The sequence below is a fragment of the Amycolatopsis plumensis genome, from assembly GCF_042652605.1.
GTDB lineage: Bacteria > Actinomycetota > Actinomycetes > Mycobacteriales > Pseudonocardiaceae > Amycolatopsis > Amycolatopsis plumensis.
On the sequence record NZ_JBHSJY010000001.1, the window covers coordinates 3935898 to 3958161 of the forward strand.

The 22264-nt window shown below is 71.1% G+C and carries 21 protein-coding genes; 13 read left to right on the plus strand and 8 right to left on the minus strand.

Annotated elements, in window-relative coordinates:
* Positions 1-13: 13 nt before the first annotated feature.
* Positions 14-640 carry a MerR family transcriptional regulator gene (locus ACFPLC_RS19095; RefSeq protein ID WP_378204037.1) on the plus strand — a complete coding sequence of 209 codons (627 nt, stop codon included), beginning with the start codon at positions 14-16 and terminating at the stop codon, positions 638-640.
* Here ACFPLC_RS19095 and ACFPLC_RS19100 read toward each other — a convergent pair.
* Positions 637-2376 (minus strand): serine/threonine-protein kinase, encoded by a 1740-nt coding sequence (locus tag ACFPLC_RS19100; RefSeq protein ID WP_378204193.1) that lies wholly within the window; start codon positions 2374-2376, stop codon positions 637-639. The two genes, ACFPLC_RS19095 and ACFPLC_RS19100, sit on opposite strands and share 4 nt — an antisense overlap.
* Before the next feature lie 123 nt (positions 2377-2499).
* Between ACFPLC_RS19100 and ACFPLC_RS19105 the strand changes: the two genes are divergently transcribed.
* The 6 genes from ACFPLC_RS19105 to ACFPLC_RS19130 all read left to right on the plus strand — a co-directional run bounded on the left by ACFPLC_RS19105 (position 2500) and on the right by ACFPLC_RS19130 (position 10396).
* Complete coding sequence (locus ACFPLC_RS19105) at positions 2500-4335, plus strand: methylmalonyl-CoA mutase family protein (protein WP_378204040.1); 1836 nt, start codon at positions 2500-2502, stop codon at positions 4333-4335.
* The gene (scpA, locus tag ACFPLC_RS19110; protein ID WP_378204043.1) at positions 4332-6500 is read left to right on the plus strand and encodes a methylmalonyl-CoA mutase; all 2169 of its coding nucleotides are present in this window, start codon (positions 4332-4334) and stop codon (positions 6498-6500) included. The genes ACFPLC_RS19105 and scpA overlap by 4 nt, the downstream gene beginning before the upstream one ends.
* A 3-nt stretch (positions 6501-6503) precedes the next feature.
* A complete protein-coding gene (gene meaB / locus ACFPLC_RS19115; protein ID WP_378204046.1) occupies positions 6504-7487 on the plus strand; it encodes a methylmalonyl Co-A mutase-associated GTPase MeaB in 984 nt (327 codons plus the stop codon).
* 49 nt (positions 7488-7536) lie between these two features.
* Entirely contained in the window at positions 7537-7836 is a 300-nt protein-coding gene (locus tag ACFPLC_RS19120) for a hypothetical protein (RefSeq protein WP_191312116.1), read from the plus strand.
* A gap of 197 nt (positions 7837-8033) precedes the next feature.
* Positions 8034-9335 (plus strand): amidohydrolase, encoded by a 1302-nt coding sequence (locus tag ACFPLC_RS19125; RefSeq protein ID WP_378204049.1) that lies wholly within the window; start codon positions 8034-8036, stop codon positions 9333-9335.
* Positions 9336-9622: 287 nt separating this feature from the next.
* Positions 9623-10396, plus strand: a complete 774-nt coding sequence (locus tag ACFPLC_RS19130) for an endonuclease domain-containing protein (protein WP_378204052.1) — start codon at positions 9623-9625, stop codon at positions 10394-10396.
* 80 nt (positions 10397-10476) lie between these two features.
* Here ACFPLC_RS19130 and ACFPLC_RS19135 read toward each other — a convergent pair whose 3' ends face one another.
* Positions 10477-10929: a gamma-glutamylcyclotransferase family protein gene (locus ACFPLC_RS19135; RefSeq protein ID WP_191312112.1), complete on the minus strand. Its 453-nt coding sequence runs from the start codon at positions 10927-10929 to the stop codon at positions 10477-10479.
* Positions 10930-11057: 128 nt separating this feature from the next.
* On the opposite strand from ACFPLC_RS19135, the gene ACFPLC_RS19140 reads away from it, so the two are divergent.
* The 5 genes from ACFPLC_RS19140 to ACFPLC_RS19160 all read left to right on the plus strand — a co-directional run bounded on the left by ACFPLC_RS19140 (position 11058) and on the right by ACFPLC_RS19160 (position 15251).
* Complete coding sequence (locus tag ACFPLC_RS19140) at positions 11058-12458, plus strand: NAD(P)H-quinone dehydrogenase (RefSeq protein ID WP_191312111.1); 1401 nt, start codon at positions 11058-11060, stop codon at positions 12456-12458.
* Positions 12459-12531: 73 nt separating this feature from the next.
* Positions 12532-12993, plus strand: coding sequence for a hypothetical protein (locus ACFPLC_RS19145; protein ID WP_191312109.1), 462 nt, complete (start codon positions 12532-12534; stop codon positions 12991-12993).
* 124 nt (positions 12994-13117) lie between these two features.
* A complete protein-coding gene (locus tag ACFPLC_RS19150) occupies positions 13118-13642 on the plus strand; it encodes a hypothetical protein (RefSeq protein WP_378204057.1) in 525 nt (174 codons plus the stop codon).
* Positions 13643-13712: 70 nt separating this feature from the next.
* On the plus strand, positions 13713-14366 hold the full coding sequence (locus ACFPLC_RS19155) for a class F sortase (RefSeq protein ID WP_378204060.1): 654 nt from the start codon (positions 13713-13715) through the stop codon (positions 14364-14366).
* A gap of 81 nt (positions 14367-14447) precedes the next feature.
* Positions 14448-15251 carry a VOC family protein gene (locus ACFPLC_RS19160; protein ID WP_378204063.1) on the plus strand — a complete coding sequence of 268 codons (804 nt, stop codon included), beginning with the start codon at positions 14448-14450 and terminating at the stop codon, positions 15249-15251.
* 57 nt (positions 15252-15308) lie between these two features.
* On the opposite strand, the gene glpK is transcribed toward ACFPLC_RS19160, so the two are convergent.
* Positions 15309-16832, minus strand: coding sequence for a glycerol kinase GlpK (glpK, locus tag ACFPLC_RS19165; RefSeq protein WP_378204066.1), 1524 nt, complete (start codon positions 16830-16832; stop codon positions 15309-15311).
* Between the two features lie 31 nt (positions 16833-16863).
* Complete coding sequence (locus ACFPLC_RS19170; RefSeq protein WP_378204069.1) at positions 16864-17613, minus strand: MIP/aquaporin family protein; 750 nt, start codon at positions 17611-17613, stop codon at positions 16864-16866.
* A gap of 247 nt (positions 17614-17860) precedes the next feature.
* On the opposite strand from ACFPLC_RS19170, the gene ACFPLC_RS19175 reads away from it, so the two are divergent.
* The gene (locus ACFPLC_RS19175) at positions 17861-19594 is read left to right on the plus strand and encodes a glycerol-3-phosphate dehydrogenase/oxidase (RefSeq protein ID WP_378204072.1); all 1734 of its coding nucleotides are present in this window, start codon (positions 17861-17863) and stop codon (positions 19592-19594) included.
* Between the two features lie 7 nt (positions 19595-19601).
* Here the strand turns inward: ACFPLC_RS19175 and ACFPLC_RS19180 are convergent, their stop codons facing one another.
* From ACFPLC_RS19180 to ACFPLC_RS19195, 4 genes are all read right to left on the minus strand, one after another.
* Positions 19602-20132, minus strand: a complete 531-nt coding sequence (locus tag ACFPLC_RS19180) for a GNAT family N-acetyltransferase (protein WP_086849764.1) — start codon at positions 20130-20132, stop codon at positions 19602-19604.
* Between the two features lie 59 nt (positions 20133-20191).
* Positions 20192-21217: a hypothetical protein gene (locus ACFPLC_RS19185; RefSeq protein ID WP_378204076.1), complete on the minus strand. Its 1026-nt coding sequence runs from the start codon at positions 21215-21217 to the stop codon at positions 20192-20194.
* A 75-nt stretch (positions 21218-21292) separates the two neighbouring features.
* Positions 21293-21688, minus strand: a complete 396-nt coding sequence (locus tag ACFPLC_RS19190) for a DUF1707 SHOCT-like domain-containing protein (RefSeq protein WP_378204079.1) — start codon at positions 21686-21688, stop codon at positions 21293-21295.
* Between the two features lie 7 nt (positions 21689-21695).
* Positions 21696-22223 carry a DUF1707 SHOCT-like domain-containing protein gene (locus tag ACFPLC_RS19195; RefSeq protein ID WP_378204082.1) on the minus strand — a complete coding sequence of 176 codons (528 nt, stop codon included), beginning with the start codon at positions 22221-22223 and terminating at the stop codon, positions 21696-21698.
* Positions 22224-22264: the final 41 nt, after the last annotated feature.

The window sequence follows — 22264 nt, forward strand, 5'->3', positions numbered from 1 at the left end:
GGAGCGGAAACGCATGCGGATGGCCGAGCTGAGCGCCGAGTCCGGGGTGCCGGTCGCGACCGTCAAGTACTACCTGCGCGAAGGCCTGCTGCCGCCCGGCGAGCGCACCAGCCCGAACCAGGCGCGGTACTCCGCGGCGCACGTCCAGCGGCTGCGGTTGATCAAGGCGCTCACCGAAGTCGGCGGCCTGCCGCTGGCCTCGGTCGGCGCCGTGCTGAGCGCGATCGACGGCGACGAGACCCCGCACCGGACGATGGGCGTCGTCCAGCAGGAGCTGGCCGGGACGCCGCCGAAGGTGTCCGACGAGGCCGCCGAGTGGGCGTCCGGCCGGCTGGCCGACGTCATGCGCCGCCACGGCTGGAAGGTGCACCCGCCGGAACACCGCACGATGGCGAACCTCGTCGCGGCGCTGGCTACGGCCAAGGAGCTGGGGCAGGAGAAGCTGACCGAGCGGCTGGAGGAGTACGCCGAGCTGGCCATGCGCGTCGCGGAACTCGACGTCGACGTGGTGGCCGGCCTGACGTCGCTGGACACGATCATCGAGACCGGGCTGGTCGCCACCGTGCTCGGCGACCGGATCTTCGCCGGGCTGCGCCACCTCGCCCAGGAGCAGGTGTCCCGCAAGGTCCTCGGCGGTTAGTCCGAGACGCTCAGGGTCGGCGCGATGCGGCTGAAGACGTCCTGGCCCGAGCTCTCCTGCTCGGCGGGCACGGTGACCGACAGGATCCACAGGCTGGTGCCCGCCTGGACCAGGTTCATGAACGTCACGCGGGTGCCGCCGCCCCGGCCGGCTTCGGGGAGGGTGCCGCCCTCGGCCAGGCGGTAGGTCAGCGTCGAGCCCTTGCCACCCGGCAGCGGCGTCGGGTCGTAGAGCTGGAACGCGTTGGCCGGGTACGACCCCTTCAGCCAGGCGATGTACTCGCCGTCGCCGGGGAACTGGGTGAAGTACTTCGCCAGCCGTTCCACCCGCAGCGACCGGCGCCCGTCGGGCGAGACGTACTGGACCGCGGTGCTCGCCCCGAACTTCGTCGTCGTGTGCGGGGCGACGAACTTCTGCCAGCCCTCGGGCACCTGGAGGCCGAACTGGCCGCCGTTGCCGGTCACGTAGCTCGCGTCGCCGGACTGCTGCACCAGCGTCGGCGCCGGGACGTCGGTGACGCCGTTCGAAGTCTCCGGCGGGGCGGCGGCCGGGGGTAGCAGCGACTGCCCGCCGACCGTCCTGGCCAGCGCGAACCCGCCGCCCGCGGCGAGCAGGAAGAGAAGGATCGCCACCGCGACGAGCACGGCGGTGGCCGTGGAGCTGCGCCGGGCCGCCTTGGGCTGCGGGACGAACAACGTCGGCGGACCCGAGCCGGGCGCCGGCGCGGGCGCGGGCGCGGGCGGGCGCAGGAACGGCAGCGGGCCCGGGTCGGCGGCGAGCTCGCTGCTCGAGCCCTCGGCCTTCTTCTCCGCCTTGCCCTTGTCCTTTTCGGGCAGGACGGTCTTGATCACCTGCGTGTCGGTCGCGTCCGGCTGCGCGGACGTCTTCTTGCCGTCCGGGGTGTGGAACAGCTCGGACCCGAACAGGTCGAGCGGCGTCTTCGTCTGCAGCGGGTACAGCCGGTGCCGGACCTCGCGGAGCGTGATCCGGTTGCCGGGCTCCTTCTTCATCAGCGCGCCGATGACGTCGGCCAGCGGGCCGGCCTTCGGCTGCGGCACCTTCCCGTTGACGACCTTGCCGACCGTCTCCAGCGGGTCGCCGTCGGCGTCGTACGGCGGCGCGCCCTCGACCGCGGCGAACAGCGTGGCGCCGAGGCCCCACAGGTCCGCGGCCGGCGTGACGGCCCCGCCGGAGGCCACCTCCGGCGCGATGTAGGCGGGCGAGCCGAGCATGATCCCGGTGCGGGTCATGGTCGCCTCGGAGACGTTGCGGGCGATGCCGAAGTCGGTCAGCTTGATCCGGCCGTCGCTGGCCACCAGGACGTTGCCCGGCTTGACGTCGCGGTGGGTGATCCCGGCGGCGTGCGCGGCCTCCAGCGCGGACGCCACGGCGATGCCGACCGCGGCGGCCTGCCCGACGGTCAGCGGCCCGTGGTCGCGCAGGATGTGCGCCAGGCTGCGCGAGGGCAGCAGCTCCATCACCACGAACGGCTGGTCGTCCTCGCGGGCGACGTCGTGCAGGATGATCACGTTGGGGTGGGAGAGCACGGCGATGGCGCGGGCCTCGCGCAGCGTGCGCTCCCGCAGCTCGTCCGCCTGCGACGCCGGGATGCCCGGCGGCACCTTCATCTCCTTGACGGCCACCTGCCGGTGCAGGAACTCGTCGTAGGCCGACCAGACGGTGCCCATCGAGCCGGAGCCGAGCACCGAACGCAGCCGGTAGCGACCGGCGACCACTCGTGTCTCTTCGCTGGAGGGGGGCACCCCCTGATTGTGTCGTACCCGAATGACCCCGGATTGCCTAGGGGCGCGACTAGAGTCACAGGTCGGACGCGGCCCGTGCCTCTACCATCACTGGGTATGACTGAAGTGGCCGGTCCGGAGTCAGCGCCGATCTCCGAACTCGACCTGGGGGCCGAGTTTCCCCAGGCGACGCGCGAGCAGTGGCAGGAGCTGGTCGCCGGTGTCCTGCGCAAGAGCGGCAAGCTGCCCGAGGGCTTCGCGGGTGCCCCGGAGAGCAAGCTCGTCACGCGGACCTACGACGGGATCGAGATCCAGCCGCTGTACACGGCCGAGGACCTCCCCGGCGACATCGGCTTCCCGGGCCTGCCGCCGTACGTGCGCGGCGCGCGGCCGGACGGCCAGGTCGGCACCGGCTGGGACGTCCGGTCCCGGTTCACCGGCGAAGACGGGCGCGAAGTCAACAAGGCGATCCTCGCCGACCTCGAAGGCGGCGTGACGTCGATCTGGCTCTCGGTGCCGCCGCCGGCGCTGGCCGACGCGCTGAACGAGGTCTACCTCGACCTCGCGCCGGTGGTCCTGGACGCGGGGGCCGAGTACGAGGCCGCCGCTTCCGAGCTGCTGGCCCTGCTCGCCGAACGCGAGATCCCGGCGAGCGAGGCCACCGCCGTGCTGGGTGCCGACCCGATCGGGCTGGCCGCCCGGTCCGGCTCGGCCGTCGACCTCGAACCGGCTGCCGCGCTCGCCGCGCGTGTCGCCGCGAAGTACCCGAAGGTGCGCACCATCGTCGCCGACGGCCTGCCGTTCCACGAAGCAGGCGGGTCGGACGCGCAGGAGCTGGGCGCGCTGGTGGCGGCCGGCGTCACCTACCTGCGGGCCCTGACCGACGCGGGCCTCGACGCCGAGGCCGCGGCCGACCAGGTGGAGTTCCGGCTCGCCGCGACCGCCGACCAGTTCTCCACCATCGCGAAGCTGCGCGCGGCGCGGCGCCTGTGGGCCCGCGTCGCCGAGGTGTGCGGCTTCTCTTCGCCGATGCGCCAGCACGCTGTGACGTCGCCGTCGATGCTGACCCGGCGTGATCCCTGGGTGAACATGCTGCGCACGACGGTCGCGTGCTTCGGCGCGGGCGTCGGCGGCGCGGACGCGGTCACCGTGCTGCCGTTCGACGCGGCGATCGGCAAGCCCGACGCCTTCTCCGCGCGGATCGCCCGCAACACCCACGCCGTGCTGCTGGAGGAGTCCAAGCTGGCCGGCGTGGCCGACCCGGCGGGCGGCTCCTGGTACGTCGAGAAGCTCACCGACGACCTCGCGCACGCCGCCTGGGCCGAGTTCACCGCCATCGAAGGCGAAGGCGGCCTGGCGGCTTCGCTGGCCTCCGGCGAGCTGGCGGCCCGGCTGGCGGCGACGTGGGAGAAGCGCTCTTCGCGGATCGCGACGCGGCGCGACCCGCTCACCGGCGTCAGCGAGTTCCCGAACCTGGCCGAGAAGCCGGTGGTGCGGGAGCCGGTGGAGTCCACTGTGGAAGGCGGGCTGCCGCGGCACCGGTACGCCGAAGGCTTCGAGGCGCTTCGCGACGCTTCGGACGCGTACCTCGCTGAGCACGGCTCGCGGCCGAAGATCTTCCTCGCGACCCTCGGCCCGGTCGCCGCGCACACCACGCGGGCCGGGTTCGCCGCCAACCTGTTCCAGGCGGGCGGGATCGAAGCCGTCAACCCGGGCGCGACCGACGACCTGCCCGGCGCTTTCCGCGAATCCGGCGCCCGCATCGCCTGCCTCTGCGGCACCGATGACGCCTACGCGGCCCAGGCGGCCGATGTCGCCGCGTCCCTCGGGGCCGAGTACGTCCTGCTCGCGGGGAAGGGCGACTACGACGGCGTGGACGCGAACGTTTTCGCCGGTTGCGACGCCCTGGAAGTCCTGAACGGCCTGCACGCCAAGCTGGGAGTCACGCGATGAGCATCCCGAACTTCGCCGGTCTCGACCTCGGCACGCCGTCACCGGGCGACCGCGACACCTGGGCGCGCGCGGTGGAGAGCGCCACCGGCAAGGGCCCCGACGCCCTGGCCTGGGAAACGCCCGAAGGCATCGGCGTCAAGCCCGTCTACACCGCCGCCGACCTGTCCGATGTGGACTTTCTCGGCACGTACCCCGGCATCGCGCCCTTCCTGCGCGGGCCGTACCCGACGATGTACGTCAACCAGCCGTGGACCATCCGCCAGTACGCCGGGTTCTCCACCGCCGAGGAGTCCAACGCCTTCTACCGGCGCAACCTCGCCGCCGGGCAGAAAGGCCTCTCGGTCGCCTTCGACCTGGCCACCCACCGCGGCTACGACTCCGACCACCCCCGCGTGTCGGGTGACGTCGGCATGGCGGGCGTCGCGATCGACTCCATCTACGACATGCGGCAGCTCTTCGACGGGATTCCCCTCGACAAGATGTCGGTGTCGATGACGATGAACGGCGCGGTGCTGCCGGTGCTCGCCCTGTACGTCGTCGCGGCCGAAGAGCAGGGGGTGAAGCCGGAACAGCTCGCGGGGACCATCCAGAACGACATCCTCAAGGAGTTCATGGTCCGCAACACCTACATCTACCCGCCGCAGCCTTCGATGCGGATCATCTCCGACATCTTCTCCTTCACTTCGCAGCACATGCCGAAGTACAACTCGATCTCCATCTCCGGCTACCACATGCAGGAAGCCGGGGCGACCGCCGACCTGGAGCTGGCCTACACGCTCGCCGACGGCGTCGAGTACATCCGATCGGGGGTCGCCGCGGGACTCAGCGTCGACAAGTTCGCGCCGCGGCTGTCCTTCTTCTGGGCGATCGGCATGAACTTCTTCATGGAGGTCGCGAAGCTGCGCGCGGCCCGCCTGCTGTGGGCGAAGCTGGTGAAGGGCTTCAGTCCGACGTCGTCGAAGTCGCTCTCGCTGCGGACGCACTCCCAGACGTCCGGCTGGTCGCTGACCGCGCAGGACGTCTACAACAACGTCGTCCGCACCTGCGTCGAGGCGATGGCCGCGACCCAAGGACACACCCAGTCGCTGCACACGAACGCCCTCGACGAGGCTCTGGCGCTGCCGACGGACTTCTCCGCGCGGATCGCCCGCAACACCCAGCTGCTGCTGCAGCAGGAGTCCGGCACCACCCGCGTGATCGACCCGTGGGGCGGCAGCGCGTTCGTCGAGAAGCTGACCTACGACCTCGTGCGCAAGGCGTGGGGCCACATCACCGAGGTCGAGCAGGCCGGCGGCATGGCCAAGGCGATCGACGCGGGCATCCCGAAGCTGCGCATCGAGGAGGCCGCCGCGCGCACCCAGGCGCGCATCGACTCCGGGCGGCAGCCGGTGATCGGCGTCAACAAGTACCAGGTCACCGACGACATCGACATCGAAGTGCTGAAGGTCGACAACGCCGGCGTCCGCGCGCAGCAGCTGGAGAAGCTGCGGCGGCTGCGGTCCGAACGCGACTCCGCGGCCACCGAAGACGCCCTGCGGCGGCTCACCGAGGGCGCCAGCAACGGGGGCAACCTCCTGGAACTGGCCATCGACGCGGCCCGCGCGAAGGCCACCGTCGGCGAGATCTCCGACGCGCTGGAGAAGATCTGGGGACGGCACTCCGGCCAGATCCGGACCATCTCGGGGGTGTACCGCGAGGAGGTGGGGAAGACGCAGAACGTCGAAAAGGCCCGTCAGCTGGTCGAGGAGTTCGCCGCCGAGGAGGGCCGCCGCCCGCGGATCCTCGTCGCGAAGATGGGCCAGGACGGCCACGACCGCGGCCAGAAGGTGATCGCCACCGGCTTCGCCGACCTCGGCTTCGACGTCGACGTCGGCCCGCTGTTCTCCACCCCGGCCGAGGTGGCGCGGCAGGCGATCGAGGCGGACGTGCACGTCGTCGGCGTCTCGTCGCTGGCCGCCGGGCACCTCTCGCTGGTGCCCGCGCTGCGGCACGAGCTGGCCGAGCTGGGGCGCGAGGACATCATGGTCGTCGTCGGCGGCGTCATCCCGCCGCAGGACTACCCGGCGCTGCGCGAGGCCGGGGCGGCGGCGATCTTCGGGCCCGGCACGGTGCTCGCGGACGCCGCCATCGACCTGCTCGGCCAGCTGTCGGCGCAGGAGTCCTGACCGTTGCCGCGCAAGATCGACGTCACCGCCTACGCCAAGGGCGTCCTCGCGGGGGACCGCGGGACGCTGTCGAAGGCGATCACGCTGGTCGAGTCGCAGCGGGAGGACCACCGGACGCTGGCGCAGGAGCTGCTGGTCGAGCTGCTGCCGTCGGCCGGCGGCGCCCGGCGGGTCGGCATCACCGGCGTGCCCGGTGTCGGCAAGTCGACATTCATTGACCAGCTGGGCACCGACTTGACCGCGGCGGGGCACCGCGTCGCCGTGCTGGCGGTGGACCCGTCGTCGACGCGGACCGGCGGGTCGATCCTCGGCGACAAGACCCGGATGGCGCGGCTGGCGGTCGACCCGCGGGCGTTCATCCGGCCGTCGCCGACGTCCGGGACGCTGGGCGGGGTCGCGCGGGCCACGCGCGAGACGATCGTGCTGATGGAGGCGGCCGGCTACGACGTGGTGCTGGTCGAGACGGTCGGGGTCGGACAGTCCGAAGTGACCGTCGCGAACATGGTCGACTGCTTCCTGTTCCTGACGCTGGCCCGCACCGGCGACCAGCTCCAGGGCATCAAGAAGGGCGTGCTGGAGCTCGCCGACGTCATCGCGGTCAACAAGGCCGACGGCGACCACGAGCGGGACGCCCGGCGCGCGGCGCGGGAGCTGGCCGGCGCGCTGCGGATGATCTACGGGCCCGAAGCGTCGTGGACGCCGCCGGTGCTGACCTGCAGCGGGCTGCACAACCTGCGGCTCGACGAGGTCTGGGGCGCGATCGAGCAGCACCGCGAGACGCTCACGGCGTCCGGCGAGTTGGACGCCCGGCGGCGGCAGCAGCAGGTCGACTGGACCTGGGCGATGGTGCGCGAGCAGCTGCTCGGTCGGCTGGCGGTGCATCCGGACGTGCGAACGGTCGTTCCCGACGTCGAACGGGCGGTGCGGGACGGTGAACTGACGGCTACCCTCGGTGCACAGCGGATCCTCGACGCGTTCGGTGGCTGACGTGCGGGCGATGCGTGGGCAGAATGCCTGGTCGTGGCGAAAGGATGACATGGCGAAACTGCGGGGTCTGGTCCTGGTCGGGCTGCTCGGGGCGGTGCTGTTCACCGCGTCACCGGCAGTGGCGCTCGCGCGGCCGTCCGCCGTCACGGTGAGCGTGGCGCACGCGTCCGTGGCCCCGGTCCTGGCGCAGACCCAGCCACCGGGCCCGGTGCTCGACCCGGCGCAGACGGACAAGGCCAACAGCGAGAAGACCAAGAACAAGCTGGTCGCGGGCCTGCTCGCGGTCGTGCTGCTCGGCATCGTGATCTGGGGGCGCAAGATCCGTTCGAAGCGGGCCAAGGGGTCCTGAGGTTTTCGGCTTTGCCGAACTAGCGCACGCCGTTCAACGCAGATCCGGTACCGGCCGTCTCGGACGGCCGTTTTCGAGGCGCGGCTTGCCGCCTGCATGGTGCACGATCGTCTGCAAATGCGTACGACAGATCGATCGGCACGACGCGTGACCCCAGCCGCTGCGCGGGTTACCCGTGTTGCGGGAGGAGGTGCGGCGTGACGGTGCTCGACTCACGGCCGGACGTTCCAGGCGACCCCCAAGGGCGCATCATCAACCCCATGGAGGGGTCCGAAGCGCTCATCTCCGAAGCGGGCGTAAGCATGGCTCCCGTGGAGGACCTTGGTGCGGGCCGTGGCCCGTTCTGGCTGGACGACTGGCTGCGCGCCAACGCGACCGACGTGCTCGCCTGGCGGCGGCACATCCACGCGCACCCGGAGCTGTCGCGGCACGAGTTCGCGACCACGGAACTGGTCGTCACGCTGCTGCGCTCGGTCGGTCTCAAGCCCTGGGTGCTGCCGGGCGGCACCGGCGTCGTCTGCGACATCGGCAGTGGTGAGCGGTGCGTCGCGCTGCGCGCGGACATGGACGCGCTACCGCTGACGGAGGCGACCGGGCTGCCCTACGCGTCGACGACCGAGGGCGCGGCGCACATGTGCGGCCACGACGCCCACACGGCGATCCTGCTGGGCGCGGCCCGCGCGCTGGCCGGGGCGCCGGAGCTGCCGGGCCGGGTGCGGCTGATCTTCCAGCCGGCCGAGGAGGTCATGCCCGGGGGAGCCCTGGACATGATCGCGGCCGGCGCGCTGGACGGCGTCGAGCGGATCTACGGCCTGCACGTCGACCCGCGGCTCGAAGTGGGGTCGGTGGGGATGCGCGTCGGCGCACTGACGTCGGCGGCGGACCTGATCGAGCTGCGCCTGACGTCGCCGGGCGGCCACACGTCCCGGCCGCACCTGACGGCCGACCTGGTGCACGCGCTGGGCACGGTGATCACGTCCCTGCCCGCGGTGCTCTCCCGCCGCGTCGACCCGCGGTCCGGGACCATTCTGGTGTGGGGAGCGGTCCACGCGGGCCAGGCGGCCAACGCCGTCCCGCAGGACGGCGTCCTGCGGGGGACGCTGCGGACGGCCGACCACGAGGTCTGGACGGCCCTGGAGCCGCTGGTCGCCTCGTCGGTGGAGTCCCTGCTGGCTCCCACGGGTGTCGGCTTCCACCTGGACTACCGCCGCGGCGTCCCACCGGTGGTCTCCGACCCGGAGTCGACGGCCCTGATGCGCGCCGGCGTGGAAGCGGCCCTCGGCGAGGGCGCGGTGGCCCCCACGGAGCAGTCCTCGGGCGGCGAGGACTTCGGCTGGTACCTGGAGCACGTCCAGGGAGCCTTCGCCCGCCTCGGCGTCTGGTCCGGCCCGCCCGCCCCCCAATCGGACATCCACCGCCCCACGTTCATCCTCGACGAGCGAGCCCTCCTCTGCGGAGTCCGAACCCTCGTCCACACAGCCCTAACCACCCTCGCCTAACCGTGTCGACCCTCCAATCACGCGTGTCGACCTTGTGATCACGCGTGTCGACTGCTCCCGCACGGGCAGTTGTGCACAAGTTATCCACAGGCCAGTAGTTATCCACAGATCGAGGACGAGCCCCTTTCCTCTTCGCCCGAGAGGGCCTCATCCTCGATCTTGTGACCGAGTGGGCAAGGCGACACGGAGTGCTCTCGCGAGCCGACGCCGACAGGCTTTTAGGGCGACGCAAGGTCCTCGAGGGGCTCGAGCGCGGGGTGCTTTCGCAGCCGTGGCGAGGTGTCGTCGTGCACGCCACCGACCTGCTGAAGTTGCCGACGAGGGCTGCGGCTGCGCTGCTCGCTGTCGGCCCTCCCGTCGCGCTGGCCGGCGCTACTTCCCTTGCGCTGCATGGCATTTCGGCTGCCGACGAGCGCGAGATCCACGTGATGGTGCCCTACTCGCGGCGCATCCGATCCCGTGCCGGCCTGGTAGTGCATCAGGGCGGCTTCCGCGATCACGATGTCATCGAGATCGACGGCCTCGCGACCTTTCTGCTTGACCGTGCCCTGGCCGATTTCCTGTGCGATGGAGACAAGCGGGTGGCCTTTCCGGCGGTCGACGAAGCCATGCGAGGACTCCCGGCGGACCATTGCGCAAAGCTCCGGGAGAACGTCCGCGACCGGCTCTCCGAGCGCCGGGACCGGCGAGGTATCCACAGGGCTCTGATGCTCTTGGATCTCGCCACGGGCAAGGCGGAATCCCCGCCCGAAAGCGTGCTCCGGCTGCTCGTGGTCGAGGCTGGCTTCCCGGTGCCCGAGCCCCAGTACCAGGTCACCACGATCGATGGCCGCAAGCTTTACGTGCTCGACATGGCGTGGCCGAGCAGACAGATCGCGCTCGAGTACGACGGATTCGCAGCTCACGAGGAGCGGCGCGAGTACGACTTGGAACGCGACCAGCGGATGGCTGCCCGTGGCTGGATCACTGTCCGAGCCGCCGCAGCCGACCTCCGGGAACCGAGCCGCCTTCTGACCGAGTTGCGGGCAGCCTTCGACCGGCGATCCGGGCGGGCGGCGTGATCAGACCGACGACACACGTGATTGAAGGGTCGACACGCGTGATTGAAGGGTCGACACGCGTGATTGGAGGGTCGACACGGTTAGCCGGTTATGCCGGAGCAGGGGCGGGTTCGGAGGTCGTCGACGTAGTCGGCGGGGGCGCCGGCTGCCTCGGCGGCGTCGGCCAGGACGCCCAGGTAGCGGGCTGAAGGCAAGCCGCCTTCGTAGGCGTCGAGGACGTAGAGCCAGGCCAGGACGGAGCCGTCCATCGTCTGGACTCGGAGGCGGATCTTCGAGTGGATGCCCAGCTCGCCGCCTTCCCAGCGGTCCAGGCCGTCCTCGTCCAGCGGCGTCACGTCGTACAACACGACGAAGACGCGGGACGCCGGATCCTCGACGATCGTCGCCAGGGCACCTTCCCACCCCAGGTCCTCGCCGCCGAAGGTCAGGCGCCAGCCCTCCAGCCAGCCGGTGCCGGCCATCGGAGAGTGCGGCGCGCGCTCCAGCATCTGGGCGGGCTCCATGTTCGATCCGTACGCGGCATACAACGGCACGCCCGACAGCGTAGCGATACCTCCCTCACCCGAGTGGACGCACTCGCCGTGTTCGCCCACTTCAGTGTCCGGTCACCTTCGCCGCGTACGGTGAGAGCACCGCACGAACAGCCCAGAGGAGGACCCAGGTGACCAGGATCGTGATCATGGGCGGGGGCCCGGCCGGCTACGAAGCGGCGCTGGTCGCGGCCCAGCACGGAGCCGACGTCACGATCGTCGAGCGGGACGGCCTCGGTGGCGCGTGCGTCCTCTACGACTGCGTTCCCTCGAAGACGTTCATCGCGAGCTCCGGCGCACTGGCGAAGATGCATGACCTCAGCGAGCTCGGCATCAACACCGACCTGGCCGACACCAGCATCGACCTCCCGACCGTCCACGGCCGGGTGAAGGGGCTGGCGCTCGCCCAGTCCGCCGACATCCGCGCCCGCGTCCAGCGCGAGGGCGTCCGCGTCATCGCCGGCGAGGCCCGCTTCTGCGACGAAGAGCCCGGCCTGGCGACGCACAAGGTCGCCGTCACGACGAAGGACGGCACCGAGAAGCTGCCCGCCGACGTCGTCCTCATCGCCACCGGCGCCACCCCGCGCGTGCTGCCCGGCGCCGTGCCGGACGGCGAGCGCATCCTCGACTGGCGCCAGCTCTACGAGCTCCGGGAGCTGCCGGAGCACCTCGCCGTGATCGGCTCCGGCGTCACCGGCGCCGAGTTCGCGTCCGCCTACACCGAGATGGGTGTCAAGGTCACCGTCGTCTCCAGCCGTGACCGCGTCCTCCCGCACGAAGACGCCGACGCCGCCGCGGTGCTCGAAGAGGTCTTCTCCCAGCGCGGGACGACCGTCGCCAAGCACGCGCGCGCCGACCGCGTCGAGCGCACCGAAAAGGGCGTCGAGATCCACCTCGCTGACGGCCGCGTGATCGAAGCCAGCCACGCGCTGATGACCGTCGGGTCGGTGCCCAACACGAAGGACATCGGCCTCGACAAGGTCGGCATCGAGGTCGGCCCCGGCGGGTTCATCACCGTCGACCGCGTTTCACGCACCTCCGTTCCCGGGATCTACGCCGCCGGCGACTGCACCGGCGTGCTCATGCTCGCCTCGGTGGCGAGCATGCAGGGCCGCATCGCGATGTGGCACGCGCTCGGCGAAGGTGTCGCGCCGATCAAGCTCAAGACCGTCGCCGCCAACGTGTTCACCCACCCGGAGATCGCCACCGTCGGCATCAGCCAGCAGGCGATCGACTCCGGTGAGGTGCCCGCGCGCACCATCATGCTGCCCCTGGCCACCAACGCGCGCGCGAAGATGGAGGGCCTCCGCCGAGGCTTCGTGAAGCTGTTCTGCCGCCCCGCCACCGGCGTGGTCGTCGGCGGTGTCGTCGTGGCGCCGCAGGCGAGCGAGCTCATCCTTCCCATCGCGCTCGCCGTCCAGAACCAGCTCACAGTGGACCACCTGGCACTGACATTTTCGGTTTACCCGTCGCTGTCGGGCTCGATCACCGAGGCCGGGCGCCAGCTCATGCGCCACGACGATCTCGACTGACGACGGCACGCAACCCCGGCGCACCCGTCGCGTCTTCTCGGTTGTCAGGCTGAAGGACGCGAAGGGTGCGAGAGTGCGCAAGACGGTGGTTTTCGTTGCGGCAGCGGTGATCGGGGCGACGGCGCTGACGGGACCGGCGATGGCGCAGAGCACCACTCCGGCGCCGGGCACGAGCGCGGCCCCGAAGGCGGGCAGCGTTCAGCTCAACGTGAACACCGCGATCAACCAGACGCTGGTGGACAAGTACGTCCGCGACGCGCCGAACGTCGCGCTGGCGAAGTGCGAAGGCCCTTCGCCGGCGTTCTCCTCGCCGGTGCTGACGTTCGCCAACTACACCCCCGGCCCGTTCATGGGCGCCGACGCGAACATCAGCGCCGACGCCGAGCTGAAGCCCGGCACCGCGGCGGGCACGTACCCGCTGACCGTGACCTGTGGCGGCCAGACCTACACCACGCAGTTCACGGTGCCCGCCGCGCAGGTCGCGAAGGTGCCCTCCGGCGCCGCGAAGGCGGGCGACGGCAGCATGGCGGGCTGATTTCCGAAATCGCCAGGACCGCCCCGGAGCCACGCTCCCGGGGCGGTTTTCTTTCGGTCCGGAGGCAACCTCTCCGCAGGTAGGGCGTCTTTCGAAGCAGAAGTCCCGGGGGAGGGGAAAAGGGATGGAAACGAAAAAGATCCTGGCCGTCGCCGCCGTTTCGGGTGGCTTGCTGCTCTCGGCGCCGGCGGCCTTCGCCGCGACACCCACCGAGCACGCGGGAAATCCGAAGGCCTACTTCCGCGTCATGCCGACCGCGGCCCGTCCGGGAGCGAAGGTGGAGATCCGGCTCGGCTGCGAAGCCGCGAGCACGCACGACCCGGTGTCGCCGGTCCTCAAGATCGGGGCGCTCCGGCGGGTCGGCCCGCAGAACGACCCGGCCAAGGCGCCCGCCGCGGCCGCGTCGGCGATCGTGCAGCCCGCGAAACCCGGCGTCTACCCGGTGTCGTTCTCCTGCGGGGGCGCCGAACTGACCACGAAGTTCACCGTGCTGGGTGAACGTCATCAGGTGGCGAAGGTACCGTCGGGGGCACCGCAGACCGGGGGCGGCCCGGCCGGCCACGGGCCGCTCGCCGCCGCGGGCGCCATGGGCGTGCTGGCCCTCGGCGGGGGCGGTCTCGTGCTGGCCCGGCGAGCCTGGCGCCGCTGACTGCGGCCCGGCTCAACCAACGGAACCACCCGGACGTGTGAACTTTGTCAGCGTTGGTCAGGGGGAGAGCATGAGCACGAAGACAACGGGCGGCAGGCGGGGCTTCCTGATCGCCTTTATCGTGGCGTTGGTCGCCGCGCTGGTGGTGGTGCTGGTGCTGACCCTCGACGGCGGCAGCGGCCCGGACACCGCGCAGCCGCCGCCCGCCCAGCCGGTCGCCGTCGCCCCGGAGCCGCAGGCCGCGAGCCAGGACGCCGGCGCGGCGCTGCCCGAATCCGAGCCCGTTTCGATCGACATCCCGAAGATCGGCGCGCACTCGACGCTGGTCCCGCTGGGCCTCAACCCGGACAACACCGTCGAGGTACCGCCGGTGACCACGCCGCTGCAGGCCGGCTGGTACACCTACGCGCCGACGCCGGGCGAGACCGGCCCGGCCGTCGTGCTGGGGCACGTCGACGGCAACCACCAGAAGGGCATCTTCTTCCGGCTCAAGGAGCTGGCCGCGGGTGACCGGGTCTCGATCGCCCGCAAGGACGGCACCACGGCGGTGTTCGAAGTGACGAAGGTGCACCAGGTGCCGAAGAAGGACTTCGAGCGCGAAGGCGTCTACGACGACACGGCCGGGCCCGAGCTGCGGCTGATCACCTGCGGCGGCGTCTTCGACCGGAGCGCGCACAACTACGTCGACAACATCGTCGTCTACGCCCGGCTGGTCCAGGCCTGATTTTCGGGTTTTGTCGGTGCCCGGTGCCAGACTGTGCCCGTCGTCACCGCCAGGTGGCGCGGACGAGGGTTGGGAGTCGACATGGTGTTCCGGGACGAAAGATGGCCCGACGGCACGCCGGGCTGGGTGGACCTGATGGTGCCCGATCAGGCGAAGGCGATCGCCTTCTACGGCGGCCTGTTCGGGTGGGACGTGGAGCGCGGCGGTGCGGAGACCGGCTTCTACGGCATGGCGCAGCTGCGGGGGCGCCCGGTCGCCGGCATCGGGCAGACCCCACCGGGCCAGGACGTCCCGCCGTTCTGGACTACGTACCTCGCGGTGTCCGATGTGGACCGCACGGCCGCGGCCGTCACCGAGGCGGGCGGGCGGATCGTGGTGCCGGTGAGGGAGGTGCTGAAGGAGGGCCGGATGGCGATCGCGGCCGATCCCGCGGGGGCCGTCTTCGGGCTCTGGGAGGCCGGCAACCACATCGGCACGCAGGTCGTGGCGGCCCCGGGCGCCCCGGCCTGGAACGAGTGCCACAGCCGCGACTACGCGGCGGCGAAGCCGTTCTACGAGGAGGTCTTCGGCTACGGCTTCCAGGACATCTCCGGCGACGACTTCACGTACGCGGTACTGCTGCTCGACGGGCGCCCGGTCGGCGGCCTCGGCGCGGTACCCGGCTCGGCGCCACCGGAGGTGCCGTCGTACTGGTCGGCGTACTTCTGGGCGGCCGACGCCGACGCGGCCGCGGCCAAGGTGGCCGAGCTCGGCGGCTCGGTCGAGGGGAAGCCGTTCGACTCGCCGTACGGGCGGCAGGTGCGCGCCACCGACGACCAGGGCGTGCCGTTCATGGTCATCGCGCCCAACGAGCAGTCGGGCGAGCCGGAGGGCTGGGCGGTGTGAGCGGGCGGGCCGGGAGCGCCACGAGGCGGCACCCCCGGCCGTCGCCGGTCCGTCCGCTCAGTCCGCTGAGTCTTCTTCGGAGACCCAGTCGAAGGTCTTGGTGACGGCCTTCTTCCAGTTGCGGTACTCGCGCTCGCGGCGGGCGTCGTCCATCGACGGGTCCCACTGCTTGTCCTGGGCCCAGTTGGTGCGGATGTCGTCCTCGGACTTCCAGAACCCGACGGCGAGACCGGCGGCGTAGGCGGCGCCCAGCGCGGTGGTCTCGTTGACCACCGGGCGGATCACCGGCACGCCGAGGATGTCGGCCTGGAACTGCATGAGCAGCTCGTTGACGACCATGCCGCCGTCGACCTTGAGCGACTTCAGCGGGACTCCGGAGTCGGCGTTCATCGCGTCGATGACCTCGCGCGACTGGAAGGCGGTCGCCTCCAGCACCGCGCGGGCGAGGTGGCCCTTGTTGACGAACCGGGTGAGCCCGACGATCGCGCCGCGAGCGTCGGAGCGCCAGTAAGGAGCGAACAGACCCGAGAACGCCGGGACGAAGTACGCGCCGCCGTTGTCCTCGACGCTGCGCGCGTGCTCCTCGATCTCGGCCGCGGTCGTGATCATGCCGAGGTTGTCGCGCAGCCACTGCACCAGCGAACCGGTGACGGCGATGGAGCCTTCCAGCGCGTAGACCGTGTCGTTCGAGCCGATCTTGTAGCAGACCGTGGTGAGCAGCCCGTTCTGCGACATCACCTTCTCGGTGCCGGTGTTGAGCAGCATGAAGTTGCCGGTGCCGTAGGTGTTCTTGGCCTCGCCGGGCGAGAGGCAGGCCTGGCCGAACGTCGCGGCCTGCTGGTCGCCCAGGATGCCCGCGATCGGGACGCCGGCCAGCGCGCCCTTCTCGCGGACCTTGCCGTACTCCTCGGACGAGGAGCGGATCTCCGGCAGCATCGAAAGGGGGATGCCCATCTCGCCGGCGATCTCGGCGTCCCACTGCAGGGTGTCGAGGTCCATCAGCATGGTGCGGGAGGCGTTGGTCGGGTCGGTGACGTGCACGCCGCCGTCGGCCCCGCCGGTCATGTTCCACAGCACCCAGGTGTCCATGTTGCCGAACAGCAGGTCACCGGCCTCGGCCTTTTCGCGCGCGCCCTCGACGTTGTCGAGGATCCACTTGACCTTGGGCCCGGAGAAGTAGGTCGCGAGCGGGAGGCCGACCTTGTCGCGGTAGCGCTCCTGGCCGCCGCCGAGGTTGCCGAGCTCGGTGACGATCCGGTCGGTGCGGGTGTCCTGCCAGACGATCGCGTTGTACACCGGCTTGCCGGTGGTCTTGTCCCAGACGAGGGCGGTCTCGCGCTGGTTGGTGATGCCGACGGCGGCGATGTCCTTCGCGGTCAGGTCGGCCTTGGCCAGTGCGCCCGCGGCGACCCGGCGCGTGTTCTCCCAGATCTCTTCCGCGTTGTGCTCGACCCAGCCGGCGCGGGGGAAGATCTGCTCGTGCTCGCGCTGGTCGACCGAGACGACCCGGCCCTCGTGGTTGAAGATCATGCACCGGGTGGACGTGGTGCCCTGGTCGATCGCGGCTACGTACGAAGTCATGTGTGCTCCCGGAATTCCGTCGATCGGGCGATCAGGTCAGGTTGTGGACGACGAGGTAGAGGAGGGCGGCGAGCGCGCCGCCGACGAGCGGGCCGACGACCGGGATCCACGAGTAGCCCCAGTTGGCGTTCGCCTTGTTGCGGATCGGCATCAGGAACGCGTACGCGATCCGCGGGCCGAGGTCGCGAGCCGGGTTGATGGCGTACCCGGTCGGACCACCGAGGGAGGTACCGATCACGAGGACGACGAACGAGACACCCGCGTAGCCGAGGGCGGAGTTGCCGAAGTTCGGCGTCCCGCCGTCACCGGCGGCGTAGGTCGGGCTGAGCAGGATCCAGGCGACCAGCACGAAGGTGCCGATGATCTCGGTGACGAGGTTCCAGGCGACGTTCGGGATTTGCGGGCCGGTGGAGAAGATGCCGAGGGTGTTTTCGGGTTCGGGGTGGTCGTCGAACTGCAGCTTGTAGGTGGCCCAGCAGAGCATGGCGCCGATGATGGCGCCGGCGAACTGGCCGATGAAGTAGAACGGGACGTCGGCCCACGGGGTCTTGTCGGCGATGGCGAGGCCCAGCGTCACCGCCGGGTTGAGGTGCGCGCCACTGGGCGCGGCGATGCTGGCACCGGTGAAAACGGCGAACGCCCAGCCGAAGTTGATGAACAGCATGCCGCCGTTGTTGCCGTTGGTTTTCCGGAGGACGTGGTTCGCGACCACACCGTTGCCGAGCAGGATCAGGGCGGCCGTTCCCAGTAGTTCCCAGACGATTATTGCCCCAGCACTCACCGCTGCACCTCCACACTGGACACTCTGCGCAGGGTCGATCACGGCGTGCCACGGCACCGTTGCCGACCCACGTTCGCGCGACGTTACCGGGGCGTAGAAGCTCCTTCCAAGCACCGGAGAGCCGAATTCTTTCAAGATCCCGGTCAAGATCGCGGAGGGTTACGCCACAAGTGTCATCCGTGGACGGGCGGATGATCACCGGGTCGTGCGATGCTGGAGGCCTCGCCGGCACGAGGAGGAATGTCACGTGGCGCAGCACGCAGCGGAGACGAACCCGGCTCGACTGGGCCCGGTCAAGCGGGAAGAGACGTGGCAGCGGCTCGGCGAAGAGACGTTCGACCTCGTCGTCATCGGCGGCGGCGTGGTCGGGGCGGGCACCGCGCTGGACGCCGCGACGCGCGGCCTGCGGGTCGCGCTCGTCGAGGCGCGTGACCTCGCGTCCGGGACGTCGAGCCGGTCGAGCAAGCTCTTCCACGGCGGCCTGCGGTACCTGGAACAGCTGGAATTCGGCCTGGTCCGGGAGGCGCTGCGCGAGCGCGAGCTGATGCTGACGACGATCGCGCCCCACCTGGTGAAGCCGGTCAGCTTCCTCTACCCGCTGACGCACCGCGTGTGGGAGCGGCCGTACACCGCGGCGGGCCTGCTGATGTACGACACGATGGGCGGCGCCCGCAGCGTCCCGGGTCAGAAGCACCTGACCCGCGCCGGCGCGCTGCGCATGGTGCCCGCGCTCAAGCGCTCGGCGCTGATCGGCGGGATCCGCTACTACGACGCGCAGTCCGACGACGCCCGCCACACGATGACGGTGGCCAGGACGGCGGCGCACTACGGCGCGGTCGTGCGCACCTCGACCCAGGTCGTCGGCTTCCTGCGCGAAGCCGACCGGGTGTCCGGCGTGCGCGTGCGCGACGTCGAGGACGGCCGCGAAACGGAGATCTCGGCGGCCGCGGTGATCAACTGCACCGGCGTCTGGACCGACGAGCTCCAGCGCCTGTCGGGCGGCCGCGGCCGGTTCCGGGTCCGGGCGAGCAAGGGCGTGCACATCGTCGTCCCGCGCGACCGGATCGTCTCGGAGTCGGGGATGATCCTGCGCACCGAGAAGTCCGTGCTGTTCGTGATCCCGTGGGGCAACCACTGGATCGTCGGCACGACGGACACGGACTGGGAGCTCGACCTGGCCCACCCGGCGGCGACGAAGCACGACATCGACTACATCCTCGAGCACGTCAACACGGTCCTCGCGACCCCGCTGACGCACGACGACATCGAAGGCGTGTACGCGGGCCTTCGCCCGCTGCTGGCGGGGGAGAGCGAAGAGACGTCGAAGCTGTCGCGCGAGCACGCGGTGGCGCGGGTGGCCCCGGGCCTGGTGGCGATCGCGGGTGGCAAGTACACGACCTACCGGGTGATGGCGGCGGACGCCGTCGACGCGGCGGCGGTGGACCTCCCGGGCCGTTCCCAGCCGTCGATCACGGACAAGGTCCCGTTGCTGGGCGCGGACGGCTACCACGCGCTGGTCAACCAGGCCGACCACCTGGCGGCCGAGCACGGGCTGCACCCGTATCGGGTGAGGCACCTCCTGGACCGCTACGGCTCACTGGTCCACGAGGTCCTGGCTTCGGCGGAGGGCCGCCCGGAGCTGCTGAAGCCGATCGAACACGCTCCGGATTACCTGGGCGTGGAGGTGGTGTACGCGGCTTCGCACGAAGGGGCGCTGCACCTGGAGGACGTCCTCGCCCGCCGCACGCGCATCTCGATCGAGTACGCGCACCGAGGAGTGGACTGCGCTGAGCAGGTGGCCACCCTGGTGGGCGAAGTCCTGGGCTGGTCACCCGAAACGGTGAAGCACGAGGTCGAGGTCTACCGCGCGAGGGTGGAGGCGGAACGCAAGTCCCAGTCCCAGCCGAACGACGAGGCGGCGGACGCGTTGCGGTCGGCGGCTCCGGAGGCCCGCGCGGGGATCGTGGAGCCGGTGAGCTGAGGGGACGTCAGGACGTCCGGTGCCAGCGGATCAGGCGCTCGCCCGTCGGCGCCCGCTCCGCCTCCGGGCCGACCAGCGTGAACCCGCAGCGCTCCGCCACGATCGCCGAGGCCGCGTTGCTCTCCTCGTACCGGTAACTGACCTCGGTCAGGCCCAAGCCGCCGAAGCCGAACCGCAGGGCGGCGTTCAACGCCGTCGTCGCGATGCCCTTGCCGCGCTCCGCCGGGTGGACCCAGATCGTCGCCTCCGCGTACGACGCGTCCAGGTTCAGCTCGCGCAACCCGACCTCGCCCAGCAGCCTGCCCGAGGTCGGCTCGGCGATCGCCCAGGAGCAGCGCTCGTCGCCGGCCCACTGGGCGGCCCGCAGGGCCACGTACTCGGTGGCCTCGTCGAGCGTGCGCAGGCGGTAGTTCAGCACGTACTTGCGGTGCGTCGGGTCGGCGAACGCCTCCATCAACAACGGGCGGTCGTCGATGTGGCGATCGGCGCGCAGCTGGCGCAGGTAGTAGGTGCCCGCGTTGATCTCCACCGGTTCCACTCCGCCCAGCCTAGCCAGGCCGGGAGCACGCCGCTCCCGGCCTGGCGATCACAGCGGGCTCACCGGGTGAAACGCCAGATCACCGGCACTCCGCCCTCGTCGAGCGGGCCGTTCGACGCCGACCCGACGAGCACTCCGTCGTCGCTGACGTGGCTGGGCTGGTAGCCGGTGTAGGTGCCCGGCTGCTTCAGCTCGCCGTCCGGGCTCGTTCCCCGCCACGCCACCGGCTTGCCGCGGAAGGACCCCGGGACCGGGGCCAGCCCGGCCGTCAAGCCGCGCGCGTTCAGGTCGATCGCGTACTCGCCACCGGTCAGCGCGAGCGGCTTCTCCGGCGTGGTCCACCGCACCGCCTGCGACGCGTTGCCGTTCGACGCGAAACCGACCACGACGCCGTTGCGGATCGCCGAACCGTGCGGGTACGAGAAGCCGGCGATGTCGGCCAGCGGCCGGCTCACCCCGTTCTTCCAGACGACGTCGCGTTCGAACCCGCTGAACAGGATCGAGCCGTCGTCGTCGATGTCGATCACGTTGTCCGTGCCCGGCGGCAGCGGGAAAACCGTCGCCGCGCCGGCGCCGGCCGGCCAGATGGCCGCCGCGTTGGCCGCCGGATCGTCGGTGAAGCCCATGCCGACCGCGTCGCCCCGCCGGTTGACCGCCCGCATCTGGAACGTCCGGTAGCCGGGCGGGTTGTCGCGGAGGTGGAACCCCGCGGCGTCGAGCACGAACGTGCGGTCGGCGCCGCTGTCGTAGTCGAGCGCCTGGCCGTAGATCCGGCCCCGGCCGTCCTCCCCTTGGGCCATCGCCCACTCGAAGCCGTCCGGGACGCCGCGCAGCACCGGCTGCCCGCCGCGCCAGCTCACGACCTGCATCTTGCCGTCGACCATGAACGACCCCGTGTACTCGCCCCAGCCGTTCGAAGCCGTCAGGTAGCCGTGTCCCGCGGGGTCGGCTCCGGCCGGCAACGGCAGCACCGTCGGCTGCCAGCCCGGTCGCCCGGCCTCGGCCTGCGCCGGTCCCGCCGCCAAGGCCGCGACGGCGATCGCCACGGTGGCGAGCACCCCCGATCGCGCCCACATCTTTCCCATGGATCCTCCCTTTCCCCCGACCTGCGTGATCACCACGCTGGAGCGCGGGAGCAGGTTGCCCGGCAAAGGGAGCAATCACGAACGGCGGCGGCGAGCCCCGGCGATCATCGCGACGACCAGCGGCAACGCGACCGAAATGATCAGCAGCCTGCCCCGGGAGAGGATCAGCACCGCGATCGCGAGCACGATCGCGATCGGCACCGCGCCCGCGGTCAGGAACCGCACCAGCGCGTTGTCCTCCGAGGACGCCACCGGGACGCCGGGCGCGGAAACCCCGTTCAGCAACGCGCTCGGGCGGGGCGACGGCAGGTCGTCGAACAGCGGGACGAGCTCGCTGACCCGCTTGGCCGCGGTGACCTTCGCGGACCGGGCGCCGTACTCGTCGATGTCGAGCCGTCCGGTGCGGACGTGCTCTTCGAGGACGTCCAGGGCGTCCTGGCGTTCGGCGTCGCTCAACCGCATGTCGCCCACGGCGGGATCAGCGGCCCAGCTCGCGCCGGTAGGAGTCACGCAGCTCGCGGCGGCGCTCGCGGTCACGCAGGTGCCGCTCGTGGCGACGGCGGTGCTCCACGTCGTGGTTCCAGTCGTGACCCCACATCGACTTGCCGAACACCGTCAGCCCGATCGGGACGAAGATGATCGGCCACGCCAGCGTGCCGGTGGCGATCAGCGCGATCGCGGCGATGAAGGCCAGCGGCACGATCGCGGCGAGGAACCGCTGCGGCGGCGACCAGTTGTCCGGCTGCCGCGACGCGGGCGCGGCCGCCGGCTCCGGCGGCGCCGCGACGGGCTGGGGGACGTCCTCGTACCGCGGATGCGGGGCGGGGAGGTCCGCGAAGATCTCGCCGAGCTCGCCGCGCGTCTTGGCCGCGGTGATCCGGGCCGAGCGCTCGCCGTACTCGTCGATGTCGATCCGCCCCGCGCTCATGTGCTCGCCGAGGGCGGACAGCGCGGACTCACGGTTCTGGTCGCTGATCCGCAGCTGCGGAGACGGGACTTCGGTCACGTAGTCGATGGTAGGCCGCCTCGGGGGCGGCCCACCACGAC